Raw genomic sequence first — 23,304 nt, forward strand, 5'->3', positions numbered from 1 at the left:
TTGTCGGTTGTCGGTTGTGGGTTGTCGGTTGTGGGTTGGCGGTTGTCTGTTGGCGGTTGTCTGTTGGCGGTTGTCGGTTGTCGGGTGGCGGTTGTCTGTTGGCGGTTGTCTGTTGGCGGTTGTCTGTTGTCTGTTGTCTGTTGTCGGTTGTCGGTTGTCGGTTGTCGGTTGTCGGTTGGCGGTTGGCGGTTGTGTGTTGTTGGGACTGTGTAATTGGTTAATTGGTTAAATCGGGGAGGATTAAAGCGGAGATGGGTTATTTCCCCCTTAGAAGGGGGGTTGGGTGGGTGTTTTTGGTGGGTTGATTGTGGGTTTTTTTGTGTTTGGTGTGGTAGGGGTAATCATGTAGAGGTTGCCGCGGTCGTGCCTCCCTCGCAATGACCCGTCGACTTCGTGCCGGGCAGGCGAGTTAGGTGTAATGAAAATTTGAAATGGTTGTTGCGCTGCGCTCGCAATATTTTAAAGCGATTGTATTACTTCGTTTTAGTTTTAATAGGTTAAAATTAATTGCCTGTGCCGTAGGCACAACATATGGGTAGAAAAAATAGTGATGAGTAAGCCATTGTCCTGTAGGGACAACATATGTAATGCCGGATTTATTAGAAATGATTGATTTTTTAGTTTAGAGTTGAGGGGTTGATTGTGGGGTGGTTTTGTGTTTTCTTTGGTAGGTGCAATCATGTAGAGGTTGCCACGGTCGTTCCTCCCTCGCAATGACCCGTCGACTTCGTGCCGGGCAGGCGAGTTAGGTTTAATGAAAATTTGGATATTGCTTTGCTTCGCTCGCAATATTTTAGAGCGATTGTATTATTTCGTTTTAGTTTTGATAGATTGTAATTAACTACCAGTGCCGTAGGCACAACATATGGGTAGAAAAATTAGTAAAGTAAGCCATTGTCCTGTAGGGACAACATATGTAATGCCGGGTTTATTAGAAATGATTGATTTTTTAGTTTAGAGTTGAGGGGTTGATTGTGGGGTGGTTTTGTGTTTTCTTTGGTAGGTGCAATCATGTAGAGGTTGCCACGGTCGTTCCTCCCTCGCAATGACCCGTCGACTTCGTGCCGGGCAGGCGAGTTAGGTTTAATGAAAATTCGAAATGGTTGCCGCGGTCGTGCCTCCCTCGCAATGACCCGTCGACTTCGTGCCGGGCAGGCGAGTTAGGTGTAATGAAAATTCGAAATGGTTGTTGCGCTGCGCTCGCAATGATCCGTTTACTTCGTGCTGGGCAGGCGAGATAGGTTTAATTATAATTAGGAGGGTTGGTTTGAGGTTGACGGTGTTTTGTGTTTTCTATGGTAGGTGCAATCATGTAGAGGTTGCCGCGGTCGTGCCTCCCTCGCAATGACCCGTCTACTTCGTGCCGGGCAGGCGAGATAATTTTAATTATAATTAAGTGGGTTGGTTTGAGGTTGACGGTGTTTTGTGTTTTTTGTGGTAGGTGCTGACATGTAGAGGTTGCCGCGGCCTACGGCCTCGCAATGACCCGTCTACTTCGTGCCGGGCAGGCGAGATAGGTTTAATGAAAATTTGAAATGGTTGTTGCGCTGCGCTCGCAATGACCCGTTTACTTTGTGCTGGGCAGGGGAAATAGTCTTGATGAGGAAGGGGGTACTTTGGGTGTACTGAAATGTTTAATTACCGGTTTTGGCGTGGATGGGTTTTGGTTTTTGGGAGGGGAGAGTGTGGCCGTTAAGGACGGTGACGTCAACGGGTTTTTCTAATAAATCTAAATCGACGTAAACGGAGTTTTGGCTTTTAAATTCGGGTACGAGTTGTTTTAGGGTTTTGATGATTTCCCGCTTTTTTACTACTTTGTTTATCAGTATGTCTAAATTGTTTAAGGCTTGGCTTATATATTCGTAGTCGTACTCCACTACTCCACTGACCATAATTTTGGGATGAAAAGTTGTAAGGCTGCATTCGCCAGCGTTTAGAAGTTCTTCGTAAAGCTTTTCGCCTTCCCTAAGACCTGTAATTTCAATAGGGATATCGTCATAAGGTTTTAGACCGCTTAGTTTAATCATACGCTCCGCCATATCGAGGATACGTACCGGCTTGCCCATATCAAACACAAAAATCTCCCCTCCTTTTCCCATTGTGCCGGCTTGTAATACTAACTGACAAGCTTCTTGAATGGTCATAAAGTAGCGGATAATATCTTTGTGGGTAACGGTTACGGGGCCGCCATTTTTTATTTGTTCTTTGAAGAATGGAATTACAGACCCGTTACTGCCCAGAACATTACCAAAGCGGGTAGTTACAAATTTTGTGGTAACCCCAGGTTTGCGTTGTAAGGCCTGTACATACATTTCGGCGGCTCGTTTAGTGGCGCCCATTACATTACTTGGATTTACCGCTTTATCGGTAGAAATCATCACAAAGCGTTCGCAACCATAATCGCAGGCCAATTTAGCTACAATGCGCGTACCCATTGTATTGATGCGAATGCCCTCTCGAGGATGGTTTTCAATCATTGGCACATGTTTGTAGGCCGCGGCGTGATATACCACATCAAAATGGAATTTTGCAAAAATACCTTCCATCCGTCCCTTTTGGGTAACGTCTGCCAAGTAGCACTGATATTTTAATTTTGGGAAGTTTTTTTTAAGGTGAAGATCTATTGCGTGTAGGGCGCTCTCGGCATTGTCTAAGACTATCATTTTCTTAGGCTTAAAGGCCGCGATCTGTTTGGCAAGTTCGCCACCAATACTTCCCGCACCTCCGGTAACCAAAATGGTTTTGCCTTGAAGGTCGGAAGAAATTAGGTTTGAATCAATTTCTATCGGGTCGCGTTCCAGCAGATCTTCAATTTGCAAGGGTGCAATTTTAAGATGTACATCAGAAAGTTTGTCCCATTTCTCGGGCATAAACGTGTTATACACCTCTAGGCCAGCGGCAAAGGTTTTTTCTACGATGTTATTTTTTTCGGGAACGCTTAATGTATCGCCCACTAGCAAGACACCCTGGGCATTGTATTTTTCCTTAATACGTTTTAAATCGTTTTCAATGGTACCACAACACGTTAGGATGGGGAGGTCCATTATTTTAAAATTATGACCTTTTTCACTGGTGCTTAAAAAAGCTACAGGACGATAGGGAGAATGCGCATCGCCGATAAGAGATTGCGCCAAACCGATACTAGTATCTGAAACCCCAAAGACCAAGATGCGCTTTTTAGAGTTTTGGGAGGCGGTTTTACTTAAGAATCGATAGGTTTCCTTTACAAGAATACGGAAGGCCATTAATAACCCAAAAGACAAGCAGGTATATAACAGAAGGCCCGTACCCGCAAATACGTGTTGACCGGTATAGGAAGCATAGGCATTATTACCTACCATAGTCAATAAAAAGACTGAGCTCGAGGCCAAAGCTATTCTGTAAACATCGGTAAAGGTACTGTGACGAATAATCCCCGAATAAGTTCTAAACACACTAAAGCACAGTAATTGAACGACCAGGATAAGAAGCGATTTTTCAATCAAGGTCAATACCGTAGGGGTGGTAATTGGAACGCTACGAAGGATAAAGATTGTAATAATAAATGCAAAGAGACAGAGGGATAAATCTATGATCACCACCATCCAACGAGGCAAGAAGTTTTGCTCCAGAACAAAGTTTCGAACTCCAGCGTACTGTTTGTTTAAAAAAGTGAGCTTCATGTTTTTTTCCATAATACTATCTTTTAAAATATTTGAGGATAGCGTTTGCAATACGGTCGCGAGCCCCTTGGTCTAGGTTACTGCCAGAAGGCAGGCAGAGGCCTGTATTAAAGAGGGTTTCGCTGGTTGTATTGCCATAATATGGGGAGTTTTTAAAAACTGGCTGTAAGTGCATTGGTTTCCACAGGGGTCTGGATTCAATGTTTTCGGCCATTAATGATTCTCTTAGCGCATTAGGATTGTTATTTTTATCGGGTTTATTAAAGGTAATACAACTAAGCCAATGGTTGCTAAAAAGGTTGTTGTTGTATTCTTTAAAGACCTTAATTTCACTAAAGTTAGAAAAAAGATCTTTATAAAACAAGTTCATTTCTCTTCTAAGCGCCACATGAGCGTCTAGCACCTCCATCTGGCCTCTGCCAATACCAGCACAGATATTACTCATTCTATAGTTGTAACCAATGTGGCTGTGCTGATAATGGGGAGCATCATCGCGAGCTTGGGTGGCTAGAAAGAGCGCTTGGTTTTTATTGGATATATCTCTAGTAGCCAAGGCTCCGCCACCAGAGGTGGTAATTATTTTATTCCCATTGAAAGAAAGTATGGAGAAATGGCCAAAGGTGCCGCATTTTTGTCCATTATAACTACTACCCAAGGCTTCGGCACTATCTTCTATAACTGGAATATCGTATTTTTTAGCTATTGCTGCCACCTCATCTACCTTATAAGGCATACCATATAAATGTACCGCAATAATTGCCTTAGGCTTTTTGCCGAGGGCAATGCGCGCGTTAATAGCTTCTTCTAAATAATGGGGAGAAAGGTTCCAAGTATCTGGCTCGCTGTCTATAAAAATAGGAGTTGCGCCTTGATAGACGATCGGATTGGCAGAAGCGGAAAAGGTCATGCTTTGGCATAACACCTCATCGCCCGGGCCAACGCCAAGCATAATTAATGATAAATGGATAGCTGCAGTGCCAGAACTGAGAGCAGCGACATGGCTCTCTTGGCTTAAGTAAGATTCTAAAGCAAGCTCAAAAGCATTGACATTGGGGCCCAGAGGGGCTATCCAGTTAGTGTCAAAAGCATCTTGAACATAATTTTGTTCAGTCCCGCCCATATGTGGCGACGAGAGATAAATCTTTTCTTTCATAGCATAATATGCTAGCTTGGTTTAAAACTGTTTGTAACAATTTTAAACATTAAGCTAATGGTTATAGGCAAGTCCATTTATGTGATTGCGTTAAATGGACTTTCGGGGAGATGCAAATGTAGGAAAAATTAGGTTAATATTTTGGGGTTGGGGAAGGTTTTTGTGTTTTCTTTGGTGGGTTGGCGGTTGGCGGTTGGCGGTTGTCGGTTGTCTGTTGTCGGTTGTCTGTTGTCGGTTGTCGGGTGGCGGTTGGCGGTTGGCGGTTGGCGGGTGTCTGTTATCGGTTGTCGGTTGTCGGTTGTCTGTTGTCGGTTGGCGGTTGTGGGTTGTGGGTTGTTGGTTGATTGTTTAACTGGTTAATTGTGTAATTGTGTAATTGGTTAATTGGACAAATTGGGGAGGATTAAAGCGGAGGTGGGTTATTCCCCCCTTAGAAGGGGGGTTGGGGGGATGTTTTTTGGGGGTTGACTGTGGTTTTTTTGTGTTTGGTGTGGTAGGTGCTGTCATGTAGAGGTTGCCACGGCCTACGGCCTCGCAATGACCCGTCTACTTCGTGCCGGGCAGGCGAGTTAGGTTTAATGAAGATTTGGAGGTATTGCTTTGCTTCGCTCGCAATATTTGAGAGCGATTGTATTATTTTGTTTTAGTTTTGATAGATTGTAATTAACTGCCAGTGCCGCAGGTACGGCATATGGGTAGAAAAATTAGTGTGAGTAAGCCATTGTCCTGTAGGGACAACATATGAAAAGATGGGTTTTTTTGAAATGCGTGAGGGTTTGGTTGAGGGGTTGATGGTGGGTATGTTTTGTGTTTGGTGTGGTAGGTACTGACATGTAGAGGTTGCCACGGCCTACGGCCTCGCAATGACCCGTCTACTTCGTGCCGGGCAGGCGAGATAGGTTTAATGAAAATTTGAAATGGTTGTTGCGCTGCGCTCGCAATGACCCGACTACTTCGTGCCGGGCAGGCGAGATATGTTTAATTGAAATTTGGATGTATTGCTTTGCTTCGCTCGCAATATTTTAGAGCGATTGTATTACTTCGTTTTAGTTTTGATAGGTTAAAATTAATTGCCTGTGCCGTAGGTACGGCATATGGGTAGAAAAAATAGTGATGAGTAAGCTATTGTCCTGTAGGGACAACATATGTAATGCCGGGTTTATTAGAATTGCTTAATTTTTTCGTTAAGATGTTGATTTGTTGAGAGTTGATGGTGGGTATGTTTTGTGTTTGGTGTGGTAGGTGTAATCATGTAGAGGTTGCCACGGCCTACGGCCTCGCAATGACCCGACTACTTCGTGCCGGGCAGGCGAGTTAGGTTTAATGAAAATTTGGATATTGCTTTGCTGCGATTACAATATTTTAGAGCGATTTTATTACTTCGTTTTTAGTTTTGATAGATTGAAATTAATTGCCTGTGCCGTAGGCACAACATATGGGTAGAAAAATTAGTGATGAGTAAGCCATTGTCCTGTAGGGACAACATATGGAAAAATGGGTTTTTTTGAAATGATTGATTTTTTAGTTTAGAGTTGAGGGGTTGATTGTGGGGTGGTTTTGTGTTTTCTTTGGTAGGTGCAATCATGTAGAGGTTGCCACGGCCTACGGCCTCGCAATGACCCGTCTACTTCGTGCCGGGCAGGCGAGATAGGTTTAATGAAAATTTGGATATTGCTTTGCTGCGATTACAATATTTTAGAGCGATTTTATTACTTCGTTTTTAGTTTTAATAGGTTAAAATTAATTGCCTGTGCCGTAGGTACGGCATATGGGTAGAAAAATTAGTGATGAGTAAGCTATTGTCCTGTAGGGACAACATATGGAAAGAGGTGTTTTTTAGAAATGATTGATTTTTTAGTTTAGAGTTGAGGGGTTGATTGTGGGGTGGTTTTGTGTTTGGTGTTTTTTGTGGTAGGTGCTGACATGTAGAGGTTGCCACGGCCTACGGCCTCGCAATGACCCGTCTACTTCGTGCCGGGCAGGCGAGATAGGTTTAATGAAGATTTAGAGAGGGTTTGGAAGGTTTGGCCACGAATTCACGAATTGATTTTTGGTTAGTATGAATGGTAAAACGTAGTGGTGTGGAAGACGCACGAATTATTTTCCTTCGCTGGCGCTCGAAAGGAATAAACACGAATTCGTGATTAAACTTTAAGTTGGAATGAAAGGTTGACCGCAGGGGTTGGGGATTTGGAAGTTATTAGAACAAGGAGGTTCGACTGCCCTTCGTCTGTGCTCAGGACGGGCTGCTTGCTGACATTTTGCTTGCTCTGACATTTGGGTTGCGTTTTGGGGTTGGGTTATTTTAGGTGGTGTTTTATGATTTCGGGGTTGATGCCGGTGTAGTCTGCGAATTCGTAGATGGTGAGGAGGTGGTGCTTTTTTTTGTGAAGGTAGTTTCTTATTTCTTTATTTAAGTAGAGGGCATGACGGTATGACTTTCCGGTAAGGAGTTGGATGTCCTTTGGATAAATTACTATTCTAGAGGTACGGGAACTTTTTTGGGAAGTTGGAATTTTGCTATTTTCTTCATCGGGGTACATGGTGGTTTTTTAGAATAGTAAATGTTTGCGGAACATTTCTATAAACAGAAATGATTAATTTGATGTGACAATTATTTATCATTGAAAATTATTTTTAATGAATTAGAACCAAGATTTATGATTGCTATTATTTTGGTTTTAATTAAGGAAAAACGGGGTTTTAGATTTTAACACAGTAGTGTGATACTAGGGGTTGACTAGGGAAACACTAGCATGAATGTAGCACTAGAGTAGCTTGAAAGGTATAGGGAATATGCATTAATTGAGAATGAAAGTAGTATTGATTGCTCTCCAACCATACATTCATATTTTTTAAAACTACTTTAAACAATTTGAAAGTAGCATTGATTTTCTTATGCTTAGGAGTTAATTTAGATTTTTGTATTGAATGAGGTTTTTGAGTTCCTCTAAAGGCAAAAAGCGAATAGCAGAATATTTACGACGAACAATTTTAAATCTGCTGATGTGATTAAAATAAAGCACATCTCCTAAAAAAAGCATTAAGATACCGTCCATAGCCGCTTGTAGATCGAATTTAGAGTACCTTCTATCCAATTCCATATATATGATAAGATGGAATTTATTTGACGACTTATAAATTTTTTGCACTGCAAAATAAATCTGAAAAACAGTGGTAGGTAGATCAAAGAAATTTATTGTTGAACAAAGTTGTATAATGGAGCCATTATATGGAGAAACACCTATTTGAAACTCCCAAAAATCTGAATACGGAGCTCGATTAACAATTTTGAAAATAAGCGCTTTTAATTGGTTGTTGCCATGTGAGGGGAATACTAATTTGGCCCTGATATTTTCTCGCATTATGTATAAGGCAAAAATTCTTATCTTAGGATGGATTTTGACCGCTTTAGTGTTTAAAGTATCAAAAAGCTCGCTATGTAGTTTTAAATTCTCTTTACATTGAGTCTCAATTAAATCAGTTTGAATAGCTAAAAAGTGATTCCAAAAATCAGTTATCTTTGTTTCCATGGTTCTCTATTTTAATAAGGTACGGGGGAATGTTTATAGTATTCTATAAATTTTGATTTGTGTAGCACACAATAATTCTATCGCATTATTTCTAATCTTTCTAAAACAAAATTATCTTCTGCTTGTATGTAGGCGTGCATTGGGATGATGGTAGCTCCTAATTTTTTCTTTTCGAAACTGGCTGAAATACCGAAGTCTATGGATTTAAAATTTTGTGCAGTAGCTATAAGGATTGTTTGATAAAGCAACTGACGGTAAGTCTGATATTTTTTTAATTGGGAATAATCTAATCCGACTAATGAGGGCACATAAATATTATTACTGTTTTTATAACAAAACATTACTCCTAATGGGGTTTCTACTCCTACTCCGGTTTTAGGGTATAGCAATATGAATTCCCATTGTGCACTTTTATTCATATTATGAAATACTTCAAATGGATATGTATAAGTGTTTATAGCAAAATTTTTATTCTTTACATTTTTATACAATTGGTAGCACTTTATTAAGGTAGCTTGTGGCAGGGACTGCATTGTCTGAACCACAACCAATTCTTCATAAGGCAAAATATCTTTTCGATAGTGTTTTGCAGACCTTTTTGATAGTGACTGTATATATTTTGTTTTATCCTTCCAGGTAATTTGTGGGATGACGCAGGCGTCTGGCATTTGAATTTTTATAAAACCTTGTTCGATAAAAAAATTATTTAAAGGTGAGGTTGAATTTTTAAAATCTCTTAATACAGTAATTTGGCTACCTTCTTTTTTAGCTGTGATTTCGAGGTGATGCAATATTTTTCGCCAAGCCTGATGCCATTCTGGATGATCTATATTAGTGTACTGATGCGTGCCTTCGGAAAATAGAGACCCCATAGCTGTTACCTTTTGAGAAGCATAATACTTATCTACCTTCCGCTTTTCCTCCATTTTTTGAGATACTGATAGAGGGGAAAGCATATCGTCTTTCCAAATAGCCGTGGTAAAGAAGGTTATAACGACAGGAACATTATTTTGGTCGAAAACGATATAGAAGTGAAAATTCCAATTATGTTCTTTATCATTATTTTGTGAAAATGCTTCAAATAAAAATTGTAATCCCTCCCAATCACAAATATTGTTATTCCCCATATATGTATTCCAAAACTTTTTGTCGATTGCGCCGATATTGGATTGATATGTAAGGTATATATCAGATTCGTTTAAAGTTGATTTTCCTTGACCGTTGGATTGGAGTTTAAACAATTTTGAAACTCGTTGGAGTGAAGTTTGAGTGTCTTGAAGGGCTAGAGGAAAATGGTATTCCATTGCTGCAACCAATTTTTTCATATCCTCTTTTTGATTATGGCGAGCAATGGTAATTCGGACTCCTGTATTTTTAACTGGTACTGCAGGAAAAAGACCGAGGTTTACGAAGAAACCTTCTTTCAACAATCTTTTTACAAAATTATAGCCGGTTGCCGGCATACCTGTACCGATATAAAAGACTGGGGAGCTGTTTTTATCTACCAATGGTAAGGAGGTATTTTCTAGTAATTCATTAAAATATATAATTCGTTCTTGCAATTGATTTTGGAGAGAATAAATTTCATCGGATAGATGAATATCTGCAGAAGCGATAGCCGCAGCTACGGATGCGGGTTCTAACTGAGCTGAAAAGGTAAGGGGTCCGCCAAAGTTTTTAATGTATTGGTGAAATTTTTTATTTGGACAGACTAAAACAGCACCACTAGCGCCGAATGTTTTGCTTAGTGTGGTGAATAGAAGTATATTTTCTGGCAGGGATTGGAAATTACTTGCTACGAACCCTGTGCCGTGTTTTCCCCGCCAACTCATGCCATGGACATCATCAATATATAGATGAAGTTGAGGATATTTCTTAGTGAGATTCATTAATTCTGAAATAGGTGCAAAATCGCCAAACATTGAGTAGACTCCATCTGCCATATACCAGATTTTATTGGCTTTAGTGTTAAGCTCCTTTAATTTTGATTCGAGCATATTTAAATTATTATGACGAATCATTTCGACTGGAACGTTTCTTATTTTTAAATTTTGGACTGCACTTTGAACCGACCAGTGTACTTGATGATCGAGAATTACTGCATCTTCATCTCTTACTACGGTGGGTATAACTGCCATATGACCTAAAGTGCTATTTTTAGTTACTACTATTGGTTGCTTATACATTTCATAGAGTTTTTCTTCTAGGGAAGCATATAAGGGATGTGATATATAGGTTTTAGACAAAGGGAATTGGGTACCATAATCGTAGATTGCTTTAGAAGCGGCATCTTTTAAACGAATATCCTGCTCCAGCCCCAAATATCCTGTAGTGCCGAAGTGATATAATTCTTTATTAGCGATACCAATTTTACGTCCGTTAAGTTTCTTTCCATCTGCATATAGATGGATTACTCCTTGTTGTTTTGCATTGCTTATTACTTCATCAATAGAATCCATAAAGTTGTTGTGTTTAATTTTTGCCATGATTTCAAATTTTGTTGATACATATTTAATTTAATAGGGAATGGAGAATTATTGAATTTTTAGCTTAGGATTTGGAGGGCGTGGGTAAACGGTGATTCTATAAATGCGCGTTGATATAAGTTGCCTTGAAGAACATACTTTGAGGCCGAAATTGATCCATATCATGATTAAGATTTTAACTATAAAAAGCTACTATTTTAATAAGGTTAGCAGGCTCTATGAATTAAAGTTTGCGAAAAAAATATAGGAATCCAAAATATTGGCAGGTGTAGGACTTAAAATAATCCCTTAGGTAACAAAATAAATCCCTTAGAGTAAAAATTTCGCTTAATATGATGGTTTTCTGACCCTTAGGCACACAATAAATTTTATTTTTTTGAAAAATATTTTTTAATTTGGTAGGGTTACTAGGAAAAATCTGGACCAATGGAACGGGTACACGAAACAAATTTCTGTAAGTTTTGGACTGATGGAGATATCTTATTTGTTATATATAAGCCAATCCCCTATCTGAATATTGATATAGCAAAAAATATTGTTGCAAGTAGATTACAATTTCAGGAAGGAAAAAGGGAGGCTATTTTTTGTGACACCCGTGGGATTATGGACAGCAGTAAAATGGCAAGAGATTATCTGGCTTTAGAAGGCTCTGTATTAACGCGAAGAATCGCAATTTTTGACGATAGAAATATCGCGAAGGTGATGTTAAAATACTATTTATTCCGAAACGTGCCCTTAGTACCTACTGCTGTTTTTACCGATCGGGATAAAGCAATTATTTTTCTAAAAATAAACCAATAAAATGCAAATCACCCATGAGAAGCATAGATATTGAAAGGCTAAAGGACATCCAACAAGTAATACAGGCTATGGCTCAAGGAGATTTTAGCTTAAGAGTTGCGCGTACTGCAGAAGATGACGCGATTGAAACAATAAGCGTGGTGCTCAATATGATGGGAGAAGAAATGAAGGAGACCTTAAAATTTTATAGCGATATGCGAAGAAGAAGTTCGCAAAATGAGCATATCCACATGGTATTTATTTTAGATAATAACTATAAGATTTTATTTGTCACGAATAATGTAAATATGATTTTGGGCTATGAAGCTACAGAATTAATCAATAAATCATTTTCAACAATCTTGTCTGAAAACTATATAGAGTTATGGAGATTAGTTGGCAGTAAAATACTATTCTCGGAGAGGTATAATAAGCAACACGAGATGATATTACGAAGTAAAAACAATATAGAGCGCGCGTATTCTTGTGGAGTAGTATCTATTTATGACAAGATTGCAAAAGCACAATATATTATGATAGATAGCTATCAACCATTGCTTAGAAGTAAAATGCTGGAGGATATTAAAAAACAATTAACTGAATCGGATACCATAAAGAGCAAAAAAAAATTGCCAAATACGTTATTACGACCAAAAGACAGATACGCATTGCAAAATATTTATAATTACATATTAAAAAATCTAGATAAACCACTTCCTCATTTAAAGGACTTAGCTCATGAATATGCAATCAATGAATTCAAACTTAAATACGGTTTTAAAAAATTGTATGGCACATCTGTATTTCGATTTTGCAAACAAGAGCGCATGAAAAAAGCAAGATTATTAATAGAAAACACCAATTTATCAATGGGCGAGATTGCAAAAATTTGTGGCTATAAAAGTCAGACGCATTTTAGTAAGGACTTTAGCGCTTATTTTGAAATAGCTCCCAGCAAAATAAGAAAGGCATAGAAACGAAAGGACTTGCGGATTGGGGGATTAAAGTAGATGTGGGTAAGATTTCGAACAAATTACAGAATACATTTAGACAACTACTCACACTTACTACTCCATTTAATTTGCTGGTTTATATTCGGGTGCAAATATCCCATTTTAAAAAAAATCCTTTAAATACAAATTTAATTTAACCAATTGCATAGCTGTGTTGATTTGAAATTTACTCAGGCTGTTAGTTGGTAATGAGATTATGGGAACTAAAGTTTGGAAATATCTTATTCTAGAGCATCTACCTGTTTTGATAGATGTTTATAGCAATGGTTTAAATGAGATTTCACGAAATCAGGTGGATTCTACTATTAAGACGACTTGGATTTCTGAAATTGATATTGAGAGCACCAATCTTCAAGAGCTTATTGAGAAATATAGGTATGACTTTATCTGTGTCAATTTTAATTTTCCTTTTAGTAATCAGAAGAAACATCAATTAGCAATAGATTTTTTGGCATTTGTTACTAACCATTATCCAGCTATTAGAATTATGGTAAGTGTACAAAACACAACTGTTTATAAAATGAAGATGTTGTATCAGAAGATAAACCCCACGTGTATTATAGATGTAAGAGACTGTACCCAGAAAACAGTCAATAGCGCTTTTAATGACCTAAGTAGAGGAGAAATATTTTATAGTAAGACTGTTTTACAGTTATTCCATAAATATTTAGAGGCAAATGGAGTAATGGATAGTTTGGATTATGAAATTCTCTATGAGCTTTCTATTGGGACGCCAATAAATGTTCTTCCCAAGAAAGTTTTGCTCTCCGCTTCAGTAATATATAGAAAAAAGATTAGAATAAAAGAGTTTTTTGGAGTTGCGGAATTAACTGATAGTGAGCTGGTGCAGGAAGCACGGAGAAGAGGTTTTGTATGAGTTTGTGGTCGTTTTGTGTTTGTGGTAAAGGTGTTGGGTGCTGGATGCTGGATGGAAGTTTGTTAGTTGTGGGTGTGTGTTTGGTGTGGTAGGTGTAATCATGTAGAGGTTGCCACGGCCTACGGCCTCGCAATGACTCTTCGGCTGCGCGAAGGGCAGGCTCGGTAAGATTTATCGTGAACGGAAAACGGTATATTTTGAACGGGAAACGGTTTATTTATACCGAGAATCGGTGCGGGTTTTGTTTTAGTTAGCTCTAATTTTATCTCGCTAGAAATTACTCAGCTTAAGGATATTATGGCATTACCAAAGAACAGAACTTTCTTCAGAATTATGGTTAGGCTTGTTTCCTATCTATTTATACTACTTTTTGTTTATGCGGCTATTAGCAAATTATTAGATTTTGAAACATTTACTGTGCAACTAGCGCAGTCTCCCCTACTCAGTGCCTATGCTGGCTTTATAGCTTGGCTAGTCCCAGGAATAGAAATGGCTATTGCCTTGTTATTGATGGTGCCAAAATTTAGAACAATTGCCCTTTACGCCGCCTTTACCCTAATGGCCATGTTTACGGCCTATATTTTTATTATTCTAAATTACTCTGACTTTATACCCTGCTCTTGCGGAGGAGTTTTGGAAAAAATGAGTTGGACACAGCACTTTATCTTTAATCTTGTTTTTATAATCCTAGCGGGAGTAGTGGTTTTTTTCACTACCGAAAAAAATAACAAAGCGAAATTACTTTTGCTTGCCACTCTGATTGTTATCGGAATTGGGATAGTTACTTTGCTGTTTGCCTTTTCGGAGCGAAAGATGCTCAGAAATAATGCCTTTATACGTAGGTATCCACCTACACGTGCGGTTTTTGACAAGGCGGTAGATCTTGCGTTTAATTCGTGGTATATAGCGGGAGCGGATGGAGAGCAAGTATATTTGGGAAATTCAACTGCGCCGCTTAACATAAAGGTTCTAAATACCGAACTTACCCAAGTTGGAGAGTATAGAATATCGCTTGATGAGATGGAATTACCTTTTACATCTGTAAAAATTAATGTACTCCCTCCCTATTTTTATGTGGCTGATGGGATGGTGCCTGTAATATTTAGAGGAAATATTGCAGATTGGAAGGCAACCCGAATATTAACAGACACCATATTCTTTACCAACAGCATACCGATAGATAGTGTAAAAACAGCTATTAGGTTTGTAGGAGGTAGAAGTTCGATAAATGAAATTGGCATTATTGATTTTAGAGACACGCTTCGATTTACTTATACAGATAATATATTAAAAAAGCAGGTGGATGGGCTGTTCGATACAGATGGACAATTACTTTATAACCGGCAGTTAAACAGCCTTGTTTATATATATTTCTATAGAAATGAATATATCTGCTTCGCTCCTACTCTAAATAACATAAACCACGGTAAAACCATTGATACCGTTTCTATAGCGCAAGTTAAGGTTGGGAAAGATAATGCAGGGAATTTAAAATTGGCCTCTCCCTCCTACCCAATAAATGTATATGCTGCAACTTTTGGCACTTATTTATATGTACAATCTGACAGACTTGGAAGATTTGAGCCTAAGGAAATGCTTAAGGAAGCTTCAATTATTGATGTTTATGATTTACTTGATAACACTTATCTGCACAGTTTTTATATATACCACCACAAAAAACATAAAATGAATTCTTTCACCGTAAATGGCGATAAACTGTTTGCTATAATGGATAAGTATCTGGTTGTTTATGAGCTTAGGTGAGTTCCTAAGCTAGGGCTGTGAAGTGAAAATGAATATGAAGTAGGACGGTAAGACGTAGGACGTAAGACAAAATGGAACCACGAACCACGAATGAAGGGAATCAGGGCTAGCCAAGACGATCACTCGGGGATCTTTGGGTGTTAGGTTGGAAATGAAATCGAAATCGAAAACGAAAACGAAATCGAATCAGCTTATTTTGGAATTCGTTAATTTGGGATTCGGGGTTTGTTAGAATGGAAGGTTTGGCCACGAATTCACGAATTGATTTTTAGTTGGAGTGAAAGGTTGACCGGGGGGTTGGGGATTTGGAAATTGTTGATTCATCTGAACGAGGGGTGCGACTGCCCTACGTCTCCGCTCAGGACAGGCTAGCTCACCCTGACAATGGCGGATTGCCCTTGATAGTGGTTATAAAAATATCTTGCAAGAACAGGGAAGGCCGAAAACCTGATAAAGAGAGTAGGCATTAATTTAAATTTACATTAATATGAAAAATTTGATAAGTAAAATTGTATTACCGATTGCGGTATTTATGGTAGCCATCGTGGCTGCCTTTGCTTCCAAGGGAGCCGATAGTGAAAATACTGCATTAGAGCAGGGTTATATTCACGCTAGTACACCTTGCGAAGTTTCGATTGAGTGCAGTCCCAATGGGTTAACTGTTTGCAAAGTTGGCAGCAAACAGGTGTTTGGGATGAATGCTGCTTCGCAGTGTACACGCACACTGTATTTGCCGATACAGAATTAGTAAGATTGGCGTCCTGTTAGGGCGCCATTTTTATTTTAAATACGTATCAAACCATTCGATTATTTTTTGGCTTAAATCTCTTTGATTTTCAGAAATATCTATATCGTGGGCTTCACCGGGGTACACGTAAAAGGTTACAACCTTATTTAATCTACGGAGGGCTAAATACATTTCTACACTTTGAAACCAGTGGATATTTCTATCTTGATCGCCTTCCCAAATCATTAAGGGGGTATTTATGTTTTTTATATGTTCTATAGGCGAATTTTGGCGGTATGCTTCGGGATCATCAAAATACGATTTACCCATACGCCATTGTTGATGTTCCATGCGCCAGATTTGCGGTAAACCATCATCAGAATTTATACTCAAATAATAGCTCAACATATTCGTAACTGGTGCTCCAGCAACTGCAGCCTTAAATATATTGGTTTGACCCACTATAAAGGCTGTTTCGTACCCTCCATAAGAATGACCTAAGAGCCCTACCCTATCCTTGTCAACCACATTAAGTGAGAGCACTTTATTAACGGCTGCCGTTACACATTCCACTGCAGATATACCGGGATTGCCAATGCGATATTTTATATCCGGTTCGAATACAAAATAGCCTTCAGCAGTAAGACTTTCTGGATTATAGCCATCTCTCGTATATAAGGACGGGAAACAATAGTTGTAGAAATTATGTGATTGTACTTCATAAATTTTAACAATCATAGGGTATTTTCTATCGGGCTGATAGTTGTCGGGATAATACAGAATTCCGTTTAAGTTTTTCCACACTCCGGCTTTATAAGTAATTAACTCTCTCTTGCCATTTACGAAATTTTTATATTGAGGGTTGGATTGGTAAATCAGTTTTGTCGATTTCTCGGAATCCTTTATATAATATAACTGCGGAGGTGTATTTGGGGATTCGGTTATGAAAACATAAGCTTTTCCATCCTTTGCTTTTTGGAGGCCGTGTGATTTTGAGGCGAATATTCCAAAATTTTTAATCATACCGTTAGGTGATAAAACAGCGTATCCAGAAGATTTATCAGTCCCTTTTATCGACATAATTAATTCTTTAGAAAGGTCAATTTCGTAGGAATAAAACTCTGGGGTTCGAATTGGTGGGTAACCTTTTAATAAATTGGTTGGTAATCGATAAACAGTTTTAGTTTCTCTACCACGAGTGAGACGCTTGTATGATTTACCATTTATGGAAATATGCCATATATCGTAGGCATCATAGATTAAAACACCCGTATCGTCCTGTGTCCATCCCACCATCCCATACGGGATTAACGGTTCTGGCCTATCATGTTTTTCTTTATAAAGAACGGTTGTAAATCGTTTTGTAAGGTTTGTAAATTGTTGCTTAGATATGCTATAATTTATCCAATCATTCCCGTTAAAATAAGCGATATTGTTTCCACTTGGTGACAGTTGTATATACCCTCCCCCCGTTTGTTGTTTTGCAATAAGCAATTTTTCTTCTCCAGACTCTAAGTTTAATAGATATATATCGACTTTTGGATGTTGCAGATATAAAGGCTCATAATCCATTATATTAAATCGAAGTGCATATTTTTGATTTGAAGTAAGCACTATTTGAGGTTTTTCGGGAGAGGCTATTTGTTGTAATTTTCTTTTAATAGGATTCCATGAGCATAGCATCTGCCAATTTTCTGGCGTACTTTCAATTATTTTTCTAGGATAAACCCATTTATCGGAGCCTTTCCAGGTTTGCACACTTGGTAAAGTATCGTTGGCATTGACAGGTATAATTTTCCTATGCATATAGAAAAACACCCTCCTTCCGTCTTTGGAGAAAAACGGAGCAAGAAAACCTATATGCATATTTTTAAAAAGTGGGGCTTTTAGCGATTGAGAAATTAGCTTTGTTGGATATTGTGCATTTCCATAATACAATATAGAATCATTTTGCACAAAGAAAAATTGCTCTCCCGAATCGCTCCAAAGCAATTTACTATAAGATTCTGCCCGTTCATTTAAAACTATACTACTTCCGTCGGAAAGGTTTAATAGATTGACAGATACATCTTCATTTCGACTAGCGATGTATAGCAGATATTTGCTATTTGGGCTAAAATTATAGGCTGAAACTCCTTCAAGAAACAGGCTGTCATTTTTAGATAGGTTGTAAAGAAGTAGGCCTTTTGGAGAATTACCATGATGCCCTGTGGTTTTTAAGCCGAGCAGGTTTCCATCCTCAGAGAATTTATATGAAGTGCCATCGAGATTATATTTTAACTTTCCGGTATTTAGATTTAGAAGTCCAAAGCCTTTTTGTTGGTTTTTAAAGGCAAACCATTGTGCATTATTACTGAAATTCGTGCCATAACTCTCGGGAAAAGCATAAACTTTACTACCATCTGTGGCTACAACTTTTACAGTATCTACTGTCTCTTGGGAGAATAATTTAAAACTGCTCCACTTACCGTTTGGAGATAAAATGGGCGTTGACATTTCTGTGAATTGTAAATAATCATTTTGAGTAAGCAATTTTTTAGCAGGAGCTTGCCCCCAAAGAAAGCAAGCCCAACTGGCTAAAAAGTAAACAAAAAAATATATTTTCAAAAACTTCTGTTTTATTGCTAAGGATTTACGTAACATTAGTAACCGGGGTTTTGCGGTAAGAGATTGGGGTTAGCAAGCAATTCAGATTGAGGTATTGGCAAGAGCACATCTGTGGGTTGCCAAGCAGGTTTTATAGGTAGCAAGGTTTCCGTTGCGTTTGAGGTTCTGGTTAAGTTGAACCATCTTAAACCGTGTTCTGAAAAAAACTCATGAAATACTTCGGTGGCAATGGCATTTAATATTTCTTCTTGAGACGTGGCCGTGATGGGCGGTAAGCTAGCCCTCTGTCTGACTGCATTTAAATCGTTCTTTGCTTCACTGAGTATTCCTAAGTGTGCTCGTGCTTCTGCTCTTATTAGATACATTTCTGCCAAGCGGAATACAATGGAGAATTCCTCGCTTCTTCCTGGGGTATTCAATTTATATTTGTTAGGGTAATACCAGGTATCAGAACCGTTAGTAACCTCCCCTATCCATAAGTCTCTGCGTGTATCCATAGGTTCAAAAGCACCAACAAACTCTGGTCTAAGAGCGGCAAAGGGCGGTGGACCAACAGTAAAGATGAAAGTCTGTCCTTCCATAGTATTATTGCCTTCTCGTGGTTTTAATTGCCAGATGGTAGCAGGGCTATTTTTTAGAAAAACATTTTCAACGTTTTCGCCAAGTTCAAATGGGCCATCTTCTATTAACATTGTAGTGGCTTCAATGGCCAATTGCCATTGCTCTGTTTCCAAATAAACCTTTGCCAATAATGCTGTAGCGACTGTGCCATCTACATATATATGATTTCCTATAAAGTTTTCTTCTGGCAAAAGTGAGCGGGCCTCAAGAATATCGTTAACTATATATTCTAATACTTCTTGTATCGGTAAACGCGAGACGGTGCTATTTACCGTGTAGTCTGTTGTAGTTATATATGGAATATCGCCAAACAATCGGGCTAAATTAAAATGTGTAAGCGATCTAATAGCTAGAGCTTCCCCTTGAAGGGGTTCAATATCTTCAAGGCTTAGTTTGGTAGATTTTTCCAAGCCTTGTAAAATGGCATTACATCCATAAATTATACTATAGCTAGAATTCCAGAAACTGGAAACTTGTTCGTTGGTAGATAAAATGGTATGATTGTAAAATTGTCCCACAGAACCTACTGGTGTGCCATAATAATCAAGTTCGTCGGCATACAAGCCCATTAAAACCCCCAACCCACCAGTACCGCCACTGACAAGGCTATTGTCGCGCAGTTGGGCATAAATCTCTGACATAGCAGCGCGAGCGGTTGCAATGTCCTCAAAAACAGCTACTCCCGTGAGTTGAGATTCGGGGAGGCCGACATCTAAACTTTTTTCACAAGAGCAAAAAAGCAATGTTAGTATAGGCCATATTGCGCACATTTTTCTTAAAAAACGAAATCGACATTTTTTGTTATTGTTATTACGTTTCATCATTCTCAGTTTAAATTAGAAATTAAGTTGCACTCCCCCACTAAATCTTCGCAGGGGTGGCAGAAAGCCTGTAAGTTGTTCAGGATCTCCTCCTTTGTAATTGGTAATGGTTAGTAGGTTTTGCGCTTCTAAAAACAACTTGCATTGCATTTTTTCAAAAGGCAGGGTGTAGCTAATGGAAGTGTTTTTTAAGCGTATGTAAGAGGCATCGCTAAAAGCGGCACTGCTAACACTAAATTTGTAAAAGGCATTTACTGCCTCTGCATTTGAGCCAGTAGTGTACAATTGGGTTTGGGCGTTATCTCCGGGTTGTTGCCAGTGATCTAACACAGCTGTAGGTTGGTTAACCATTGTTCCGGCTGGGGAACCTGCGTACCAATAATTAAAACTTTGTTGTTTACTAAACTGGAAAAAAACATCGAATTGCCAGTTGCCGTAACTCCATGTGTTTGACAGGCCGCCATAAAATTTTGGGGCGGTATCTACTATATACTGTCTATCGTCAGGGGAACTGATTGAACCATCGCCATTATAATCCTCAAACTGATAGATACCTGTTTGTGGGTCGACTCCTGTAAAATGATATAGTTTGCGTATGGTGATGGGTTGGCCGAGTACGTAACGATTACTATAAGTGCTTGCCTCCAGACCTGGAAACGCTAGCAATTTATTTTTAGGAAGGCTTATATTAAAAATGCTATTCCACTTAAATTTTTCACCTTTTACGTTTAAAGTTCGCAGATTAATTTCCCAACCGGAATTTTCAACCTTAGCGCCAAGATTGGCCTGTATGGATTGGAAGCCTGTAGTACTAGGCAATGGCATTCCCACTAATTGGTTGGTGGAGCGGTTGCGGTAGTAATTGGTTTCAAGGTATATTCTATCTTTTAGAAAACCCAATTCCAAAGCTATTTCGGCCTTATAGTTTATCTCCCAACCAAAATTTGGGTTAAAAAGTTGGGTAGGAGAAAGCCCTATAGTACCGTTATAAGGATTACCGCTAACGGAATAGGTATCTAGATATTGATAGTCGCCTATTTGGTCGTTGCCCGTACTGCCATAACTACCCCTTAATTTTCCAAGATTTAAAAAAGGTAGATTTTCTTTTACAATTTGTTCTTCGTTAAATAGCCAAGCAGCGCCAATTGCACCGAAATTCGCAAAACGATTTCCCGGGCCAAAACGACTGGAGCCATCTCTTCTCGCTGTGAGATTGAGGATGTATTTATTTTTGTAATTGTAATTTAATCTACCAAATACTGCCTCATATTTATAATCGGTTGTATTATCGTTAATAATAAACTGTAAACTGGCAGCAGCAAGGTTGCCCAACAAACTATTACTTGGGAAACCGTAAGCGAGCTGCGAAAAACATTGACGTGTTTCACTTTGAAAAGAACCCCCTATCAATATTTCTAAATTGCCTCCTGCCAGCTTGTGGCTATAATTGAGTTGGGGCTCGGCAATCCACGAATTACGGGAACCCTGATTACTATCTACAGAAGAGGAACTACTATCGAAGCCATAAGCAGGGTTATATATGGTGCTTGGCAGGATTCGGCGTTCGTCTATTCTAGAATCTTGAAATCCAAAAGTGCTTTTAATATTTAGATCTTTAAACAGTTTGTAACTGACATTTATACTTGAAACTAGAGTATTTCGTTTGGAAGTATAACTGGCATTGAGCTGTGCCAAGGGGTTGTCAAAAGTGCCATTTTCCCAATTGAGGTCTCCATTTTCGTCATAGAGGGTTGGGGCATTGGGTGGCAAGCCGATTGCTTTAAAGGTAAGGTCTCCGCTTGGGAGATTATTGTCTTCTATGGTATATCCAGCAGAAAAGCCTATATTGAATTTAGAATCCTTACTACTATGATCTAACTGGGCACGAACCGATGTACGCCCATATTCGGCATCGCCCATAAAGACCGTAGTTTCATTACGATGTGCGGCACTAACTAAGAAGTGGTTGTTTTTAGAACCACCGCTAATTGAAGCTTCCCAAGTGCGCAGTCTAGCCGTTTTGCCCATAAGTTGTTTTTGCCAATCGGTATATCTATTCGGATCCCAAGTACCATTTATATCATAGGCATATTCTGGATATTCTGTAATGCCATCATTGGCAAAGGCTTCTTTCCGCATTTTTAAATACTGTTGGGTATTTAGCGTATTTACACCTCTTGTGATATGAGCCACACCTGAGGTTGCACTTACTGAGTATTTTGTATCTCCTGCTTTACCACTTTTGGTAGTTATAAGTACAACGCCATTAGCACCTCTAGACCCATATATGGCAGTAGCATCTGCATCTTTGAGTACTTCAATACTTTCTATATCGTTTGGGTTTATCAAGCTTAGGGGACTTAATTGTCCTCCGGGCAAAATAGCGCCAGAAAGGCTTTGGTCACTAAGCGTACTAGAATTATAGGGTATACCATCGATGACATATAGGGGCTCATTCCCTGCAGCAATACTGCTTTTTCCACGGATATTAACGGTATAGCCACCACCTGATAAACCCGTAAGGGGAATTATATTTAATCCAGCCACCCGTCCCTGCAAAGCGGCCAGCGGATTATCTACTGGTTGGTTTTCAATTTCTTTGGCGGAAATCTTGGTAATACTACCGGTTTTTTCTCTATCGGAAACTTTATAATACCCAGCATTAATAACCACTACGTCCAATGCAGTAGCATTAGGCTGCATCGCAAGATTTATAACACTATTGATACCCACTGCAACTTCGACAGGCTTATACCCCAAATATTTAAAAACAAGTGTATCGTTTGAGGATGCAGTAACCGAATAGCGCCCCTCAAGATCGCTAATACTTCCTCGGGAAGTATTTTTTACCAAGACATTGACTCCGCTAAGAGGGCCTTGTGCATCGGTAATGGTACCACTAATAGATTTTAGTGGTAGGTTCTGTGATAAAAGTGGGGAGTTATGCGCTAGAGAAAAGACAAAAATACCTGCAAGGAGCAGCCTTTGCCTATGCTTATTTTTCATAGTTTTGCATGGTTAAGGTTTATATTAATTTTAACTTTCTGGCCTGCTCCGATTGTCGTCGAAAACTGGGGAGCGGGTCTTTTTTTTGTCGGTTGTCTGTTGACGGTTGTCTGTTGTCTGTTGTCTGTTGTCTGGTGTCGGTTGTCGGTTGTCTGTTGTCTGTTGTCGGTTGTCGGTTGACGGTTTGATGATTTTAAAATCCCTTCAACCTCCCGAAGGGTTCGGGAGGAGGCTTTATTACTAGGGTTTGGAAC

Annotated in this window: 13 protein-coding genes; 5 read left to right on the top strand and 8 right to left on the bottom strand. The window is 39.0% G+C overall.

Going from position 1 to position 23,304, the window contains the following annotated elements; all coding sequences use genetic code 11:
• Positions 1–1,634 precede the first annotated feature (1,634 nt).
• The 5 genes from QCQ61_RS13280 to QCQ61_RS13300 form a co-directional block, all read right to left on the bottom strand.
• Positions 1,635–3,674 carry a polysaccharide biosynthesis protein gene (locus QCQ61_RS13280; protein WP_279448128.1) on the bottom strand — a complete coding sequence of 680 codons (2,040 nt, stop codon included), beginning with the start codon at positions 3,672–3,674 and terminating at the stop codon, positions 1,635–1,637.
• A 4-nt stretch (positions 3,675–3,678) separates the two neighbouring features.
• Positions 3,679–4,815 (bottom strand): DegT/DnrJ/EryC1/StrS family aminotransferase, encoded by a 1,137-nt coding sequence (locus tag QCQ61_RS13285; protein WP_279448129.1) that lies wholly within the window; start codon positions 4,813–4,815, stop codon positions 3,679–3,681.
• Between the two features lie 2,300 nt (positions 4,816–7,115).
• The gene (locus tag QCQ61_RS13290) at positions 7,116–7,358 is read right to left on the bottom strand and encodes a hypothetical protein (protein ID WP_279448130.1); all 243 of its coding nucleotides are present in this window, start codon (positions 7,356–7,358) and stop codon (positions 7,116–7,118) included.
• 366 nt (positions 7,359–7,724) lie between these two features.
• Positions 7,725–8,348 carry a hypothetical protein gene (locus tag QCQ61_RS13295; RefSeq protein WP_279448131.1) on the bottom strand — a complete coding sequence of 208 codons (624 nt, stop codon included), beginning with the start codon at positions 8,346–8,348 and terminating at the stop codon, positions 7,725–7,727.
• Between the two features lie 77 nt (positions 8,349–8,425).
• A complete protein-coding gene (locus tag QCQ61_RS13300; RefSeq protein WP_279448132.1) occupies positions 8,426–10,834 on the bottom strand; it encodes an aminotransferase class I/II-fold pyridoxal phosphate-dependent enzyme in 2,409 nt (802 codons plus the stop codon).
• Between the two features lie 426 nt (positions 10,835–11,260).
• On the opposite strand from QCQ61_RS13300, the gene QCQ61_RS13305 reads away from it, so the two are divergent.
• The 5 genes from QCQ61_RS13305 to QCQ61_RS13325 all read left to right on the top strand — a co-directional run bounded on the left by QCQ61_RS13305 (position 11,261) and on the right by QCQ61_RS13325 (position 16,016).
• Positions 11,261–11,635 carry a DUF7793 family protein gene (locus QCQ61_RS13305; protein ID WP_279448133.1) on the top strand — a complete coding sequence of 125 codons (375 nt, stop codon included), beginning with the start codon at positions 11,261–11,263 and terminating at the stop codon, positions 11,633–11,635.
• Positions 11,636–11,649: 14 nt separating this feature from the next.
• Entirely contained in the window at positions 11,650–12,588 is a 939-nt protein-coding gene (locus QCQ61_RS13310; RefSeq protein WP_279448134.1) for a helix-turn-helix domain-containing protein, read from the top strand.
• Positions 12,589–12,823: 235 nt separating this feature from the next.
• Positions 12,824–13,504: a hypothetical protein gene (locus QCQ61_RS13315; protein ID WP_279448135.1), complete on the top strand. Its 681-nt coding sequence runs from the start codon at positions 12,824–12,826 to the stop codon at positions 13,502–13,504.
• Positions 13,505–13,801: 297 nt separating this feature from the next.
• A complete protein-coding gene (locus tag QCQ61_RS13320; RefSeq protein WP_279448136.1) occupies positions 13,802–15,268 on the top strand; it encodes a MauE/DoxX family redox-associated membrane protein in 1,467 nt (488 codons plus the stop codon).
• A gap of 487 nt (positions 15,269–15,755) precedes the next feature.
• Entirely contained in the window at positions 15,756–16,016 is a 261-nt protein-coding gene (locus QCQ61_RS13325) for a DUF6520 family protein (protein ID WP_279448137.1), read from the top strand.
• Positions 16,017–16,046: 30 nt separating this feature from the next.
• On the opposite strand, the gene QCQ61_RS13330 is transcribed toward QCQ61_RS13325, so the two are convergent.
• The 3 genes from QCQ61_RS13330 to QCQ61_RS13340 form a co-directional block, all read right to left on the bottom strand.
• A complete protein-coding gene (locus QCQ61_RS13330) occupies positions 16,047–18,602 on the bottom strand; it encodes an alpha/beta hydrolase family protein (protein ID WP_279448138.1) in 2,556 nt (851 codons plus the stop codon).
• A gap of 35 nt (positions 18,603–18,637) precedes the next feature.
• The gene (locus tag QCQ61_RS13335) at positions 18,638–19,864 is read right to left on the bottom strand and encodes a RagB/SusD family nutrient uptake outer membrane protein (RefSeq protein WP_279448139.1); all 1,227 of its coding nucleotides are present in this window, start codon (positions 19,862–19,864) and stop codon (positions 18,638–18,640) included.
• Between the two features lie 195 nt (positions 19,865–20,059).
• Positions 20,060–23,050, bottom strand: coding sequence for a SusC/RagA family TonB-linked outer membrane protein (locus QCQ61_RS13340; RefSeq protein ID WP_279448140.1), 2,991 nt, complete (start codon positions 23,048–23,050; stop codon positions 20,060–20,062).
• Between the last annotated feature and the right edge of the window lie 254 nt (positions 23,051–23,304).

It is taken from the genome of Aequorivita marisscotiae (genome assembly GCF_029814825.1).
Lineage (GTDB): Bacteria > Bacteroidota > Bacteroidia > Flavobacteriales > Flavobacteriaceae > Aequorivita > Aequorivita marisscotiae.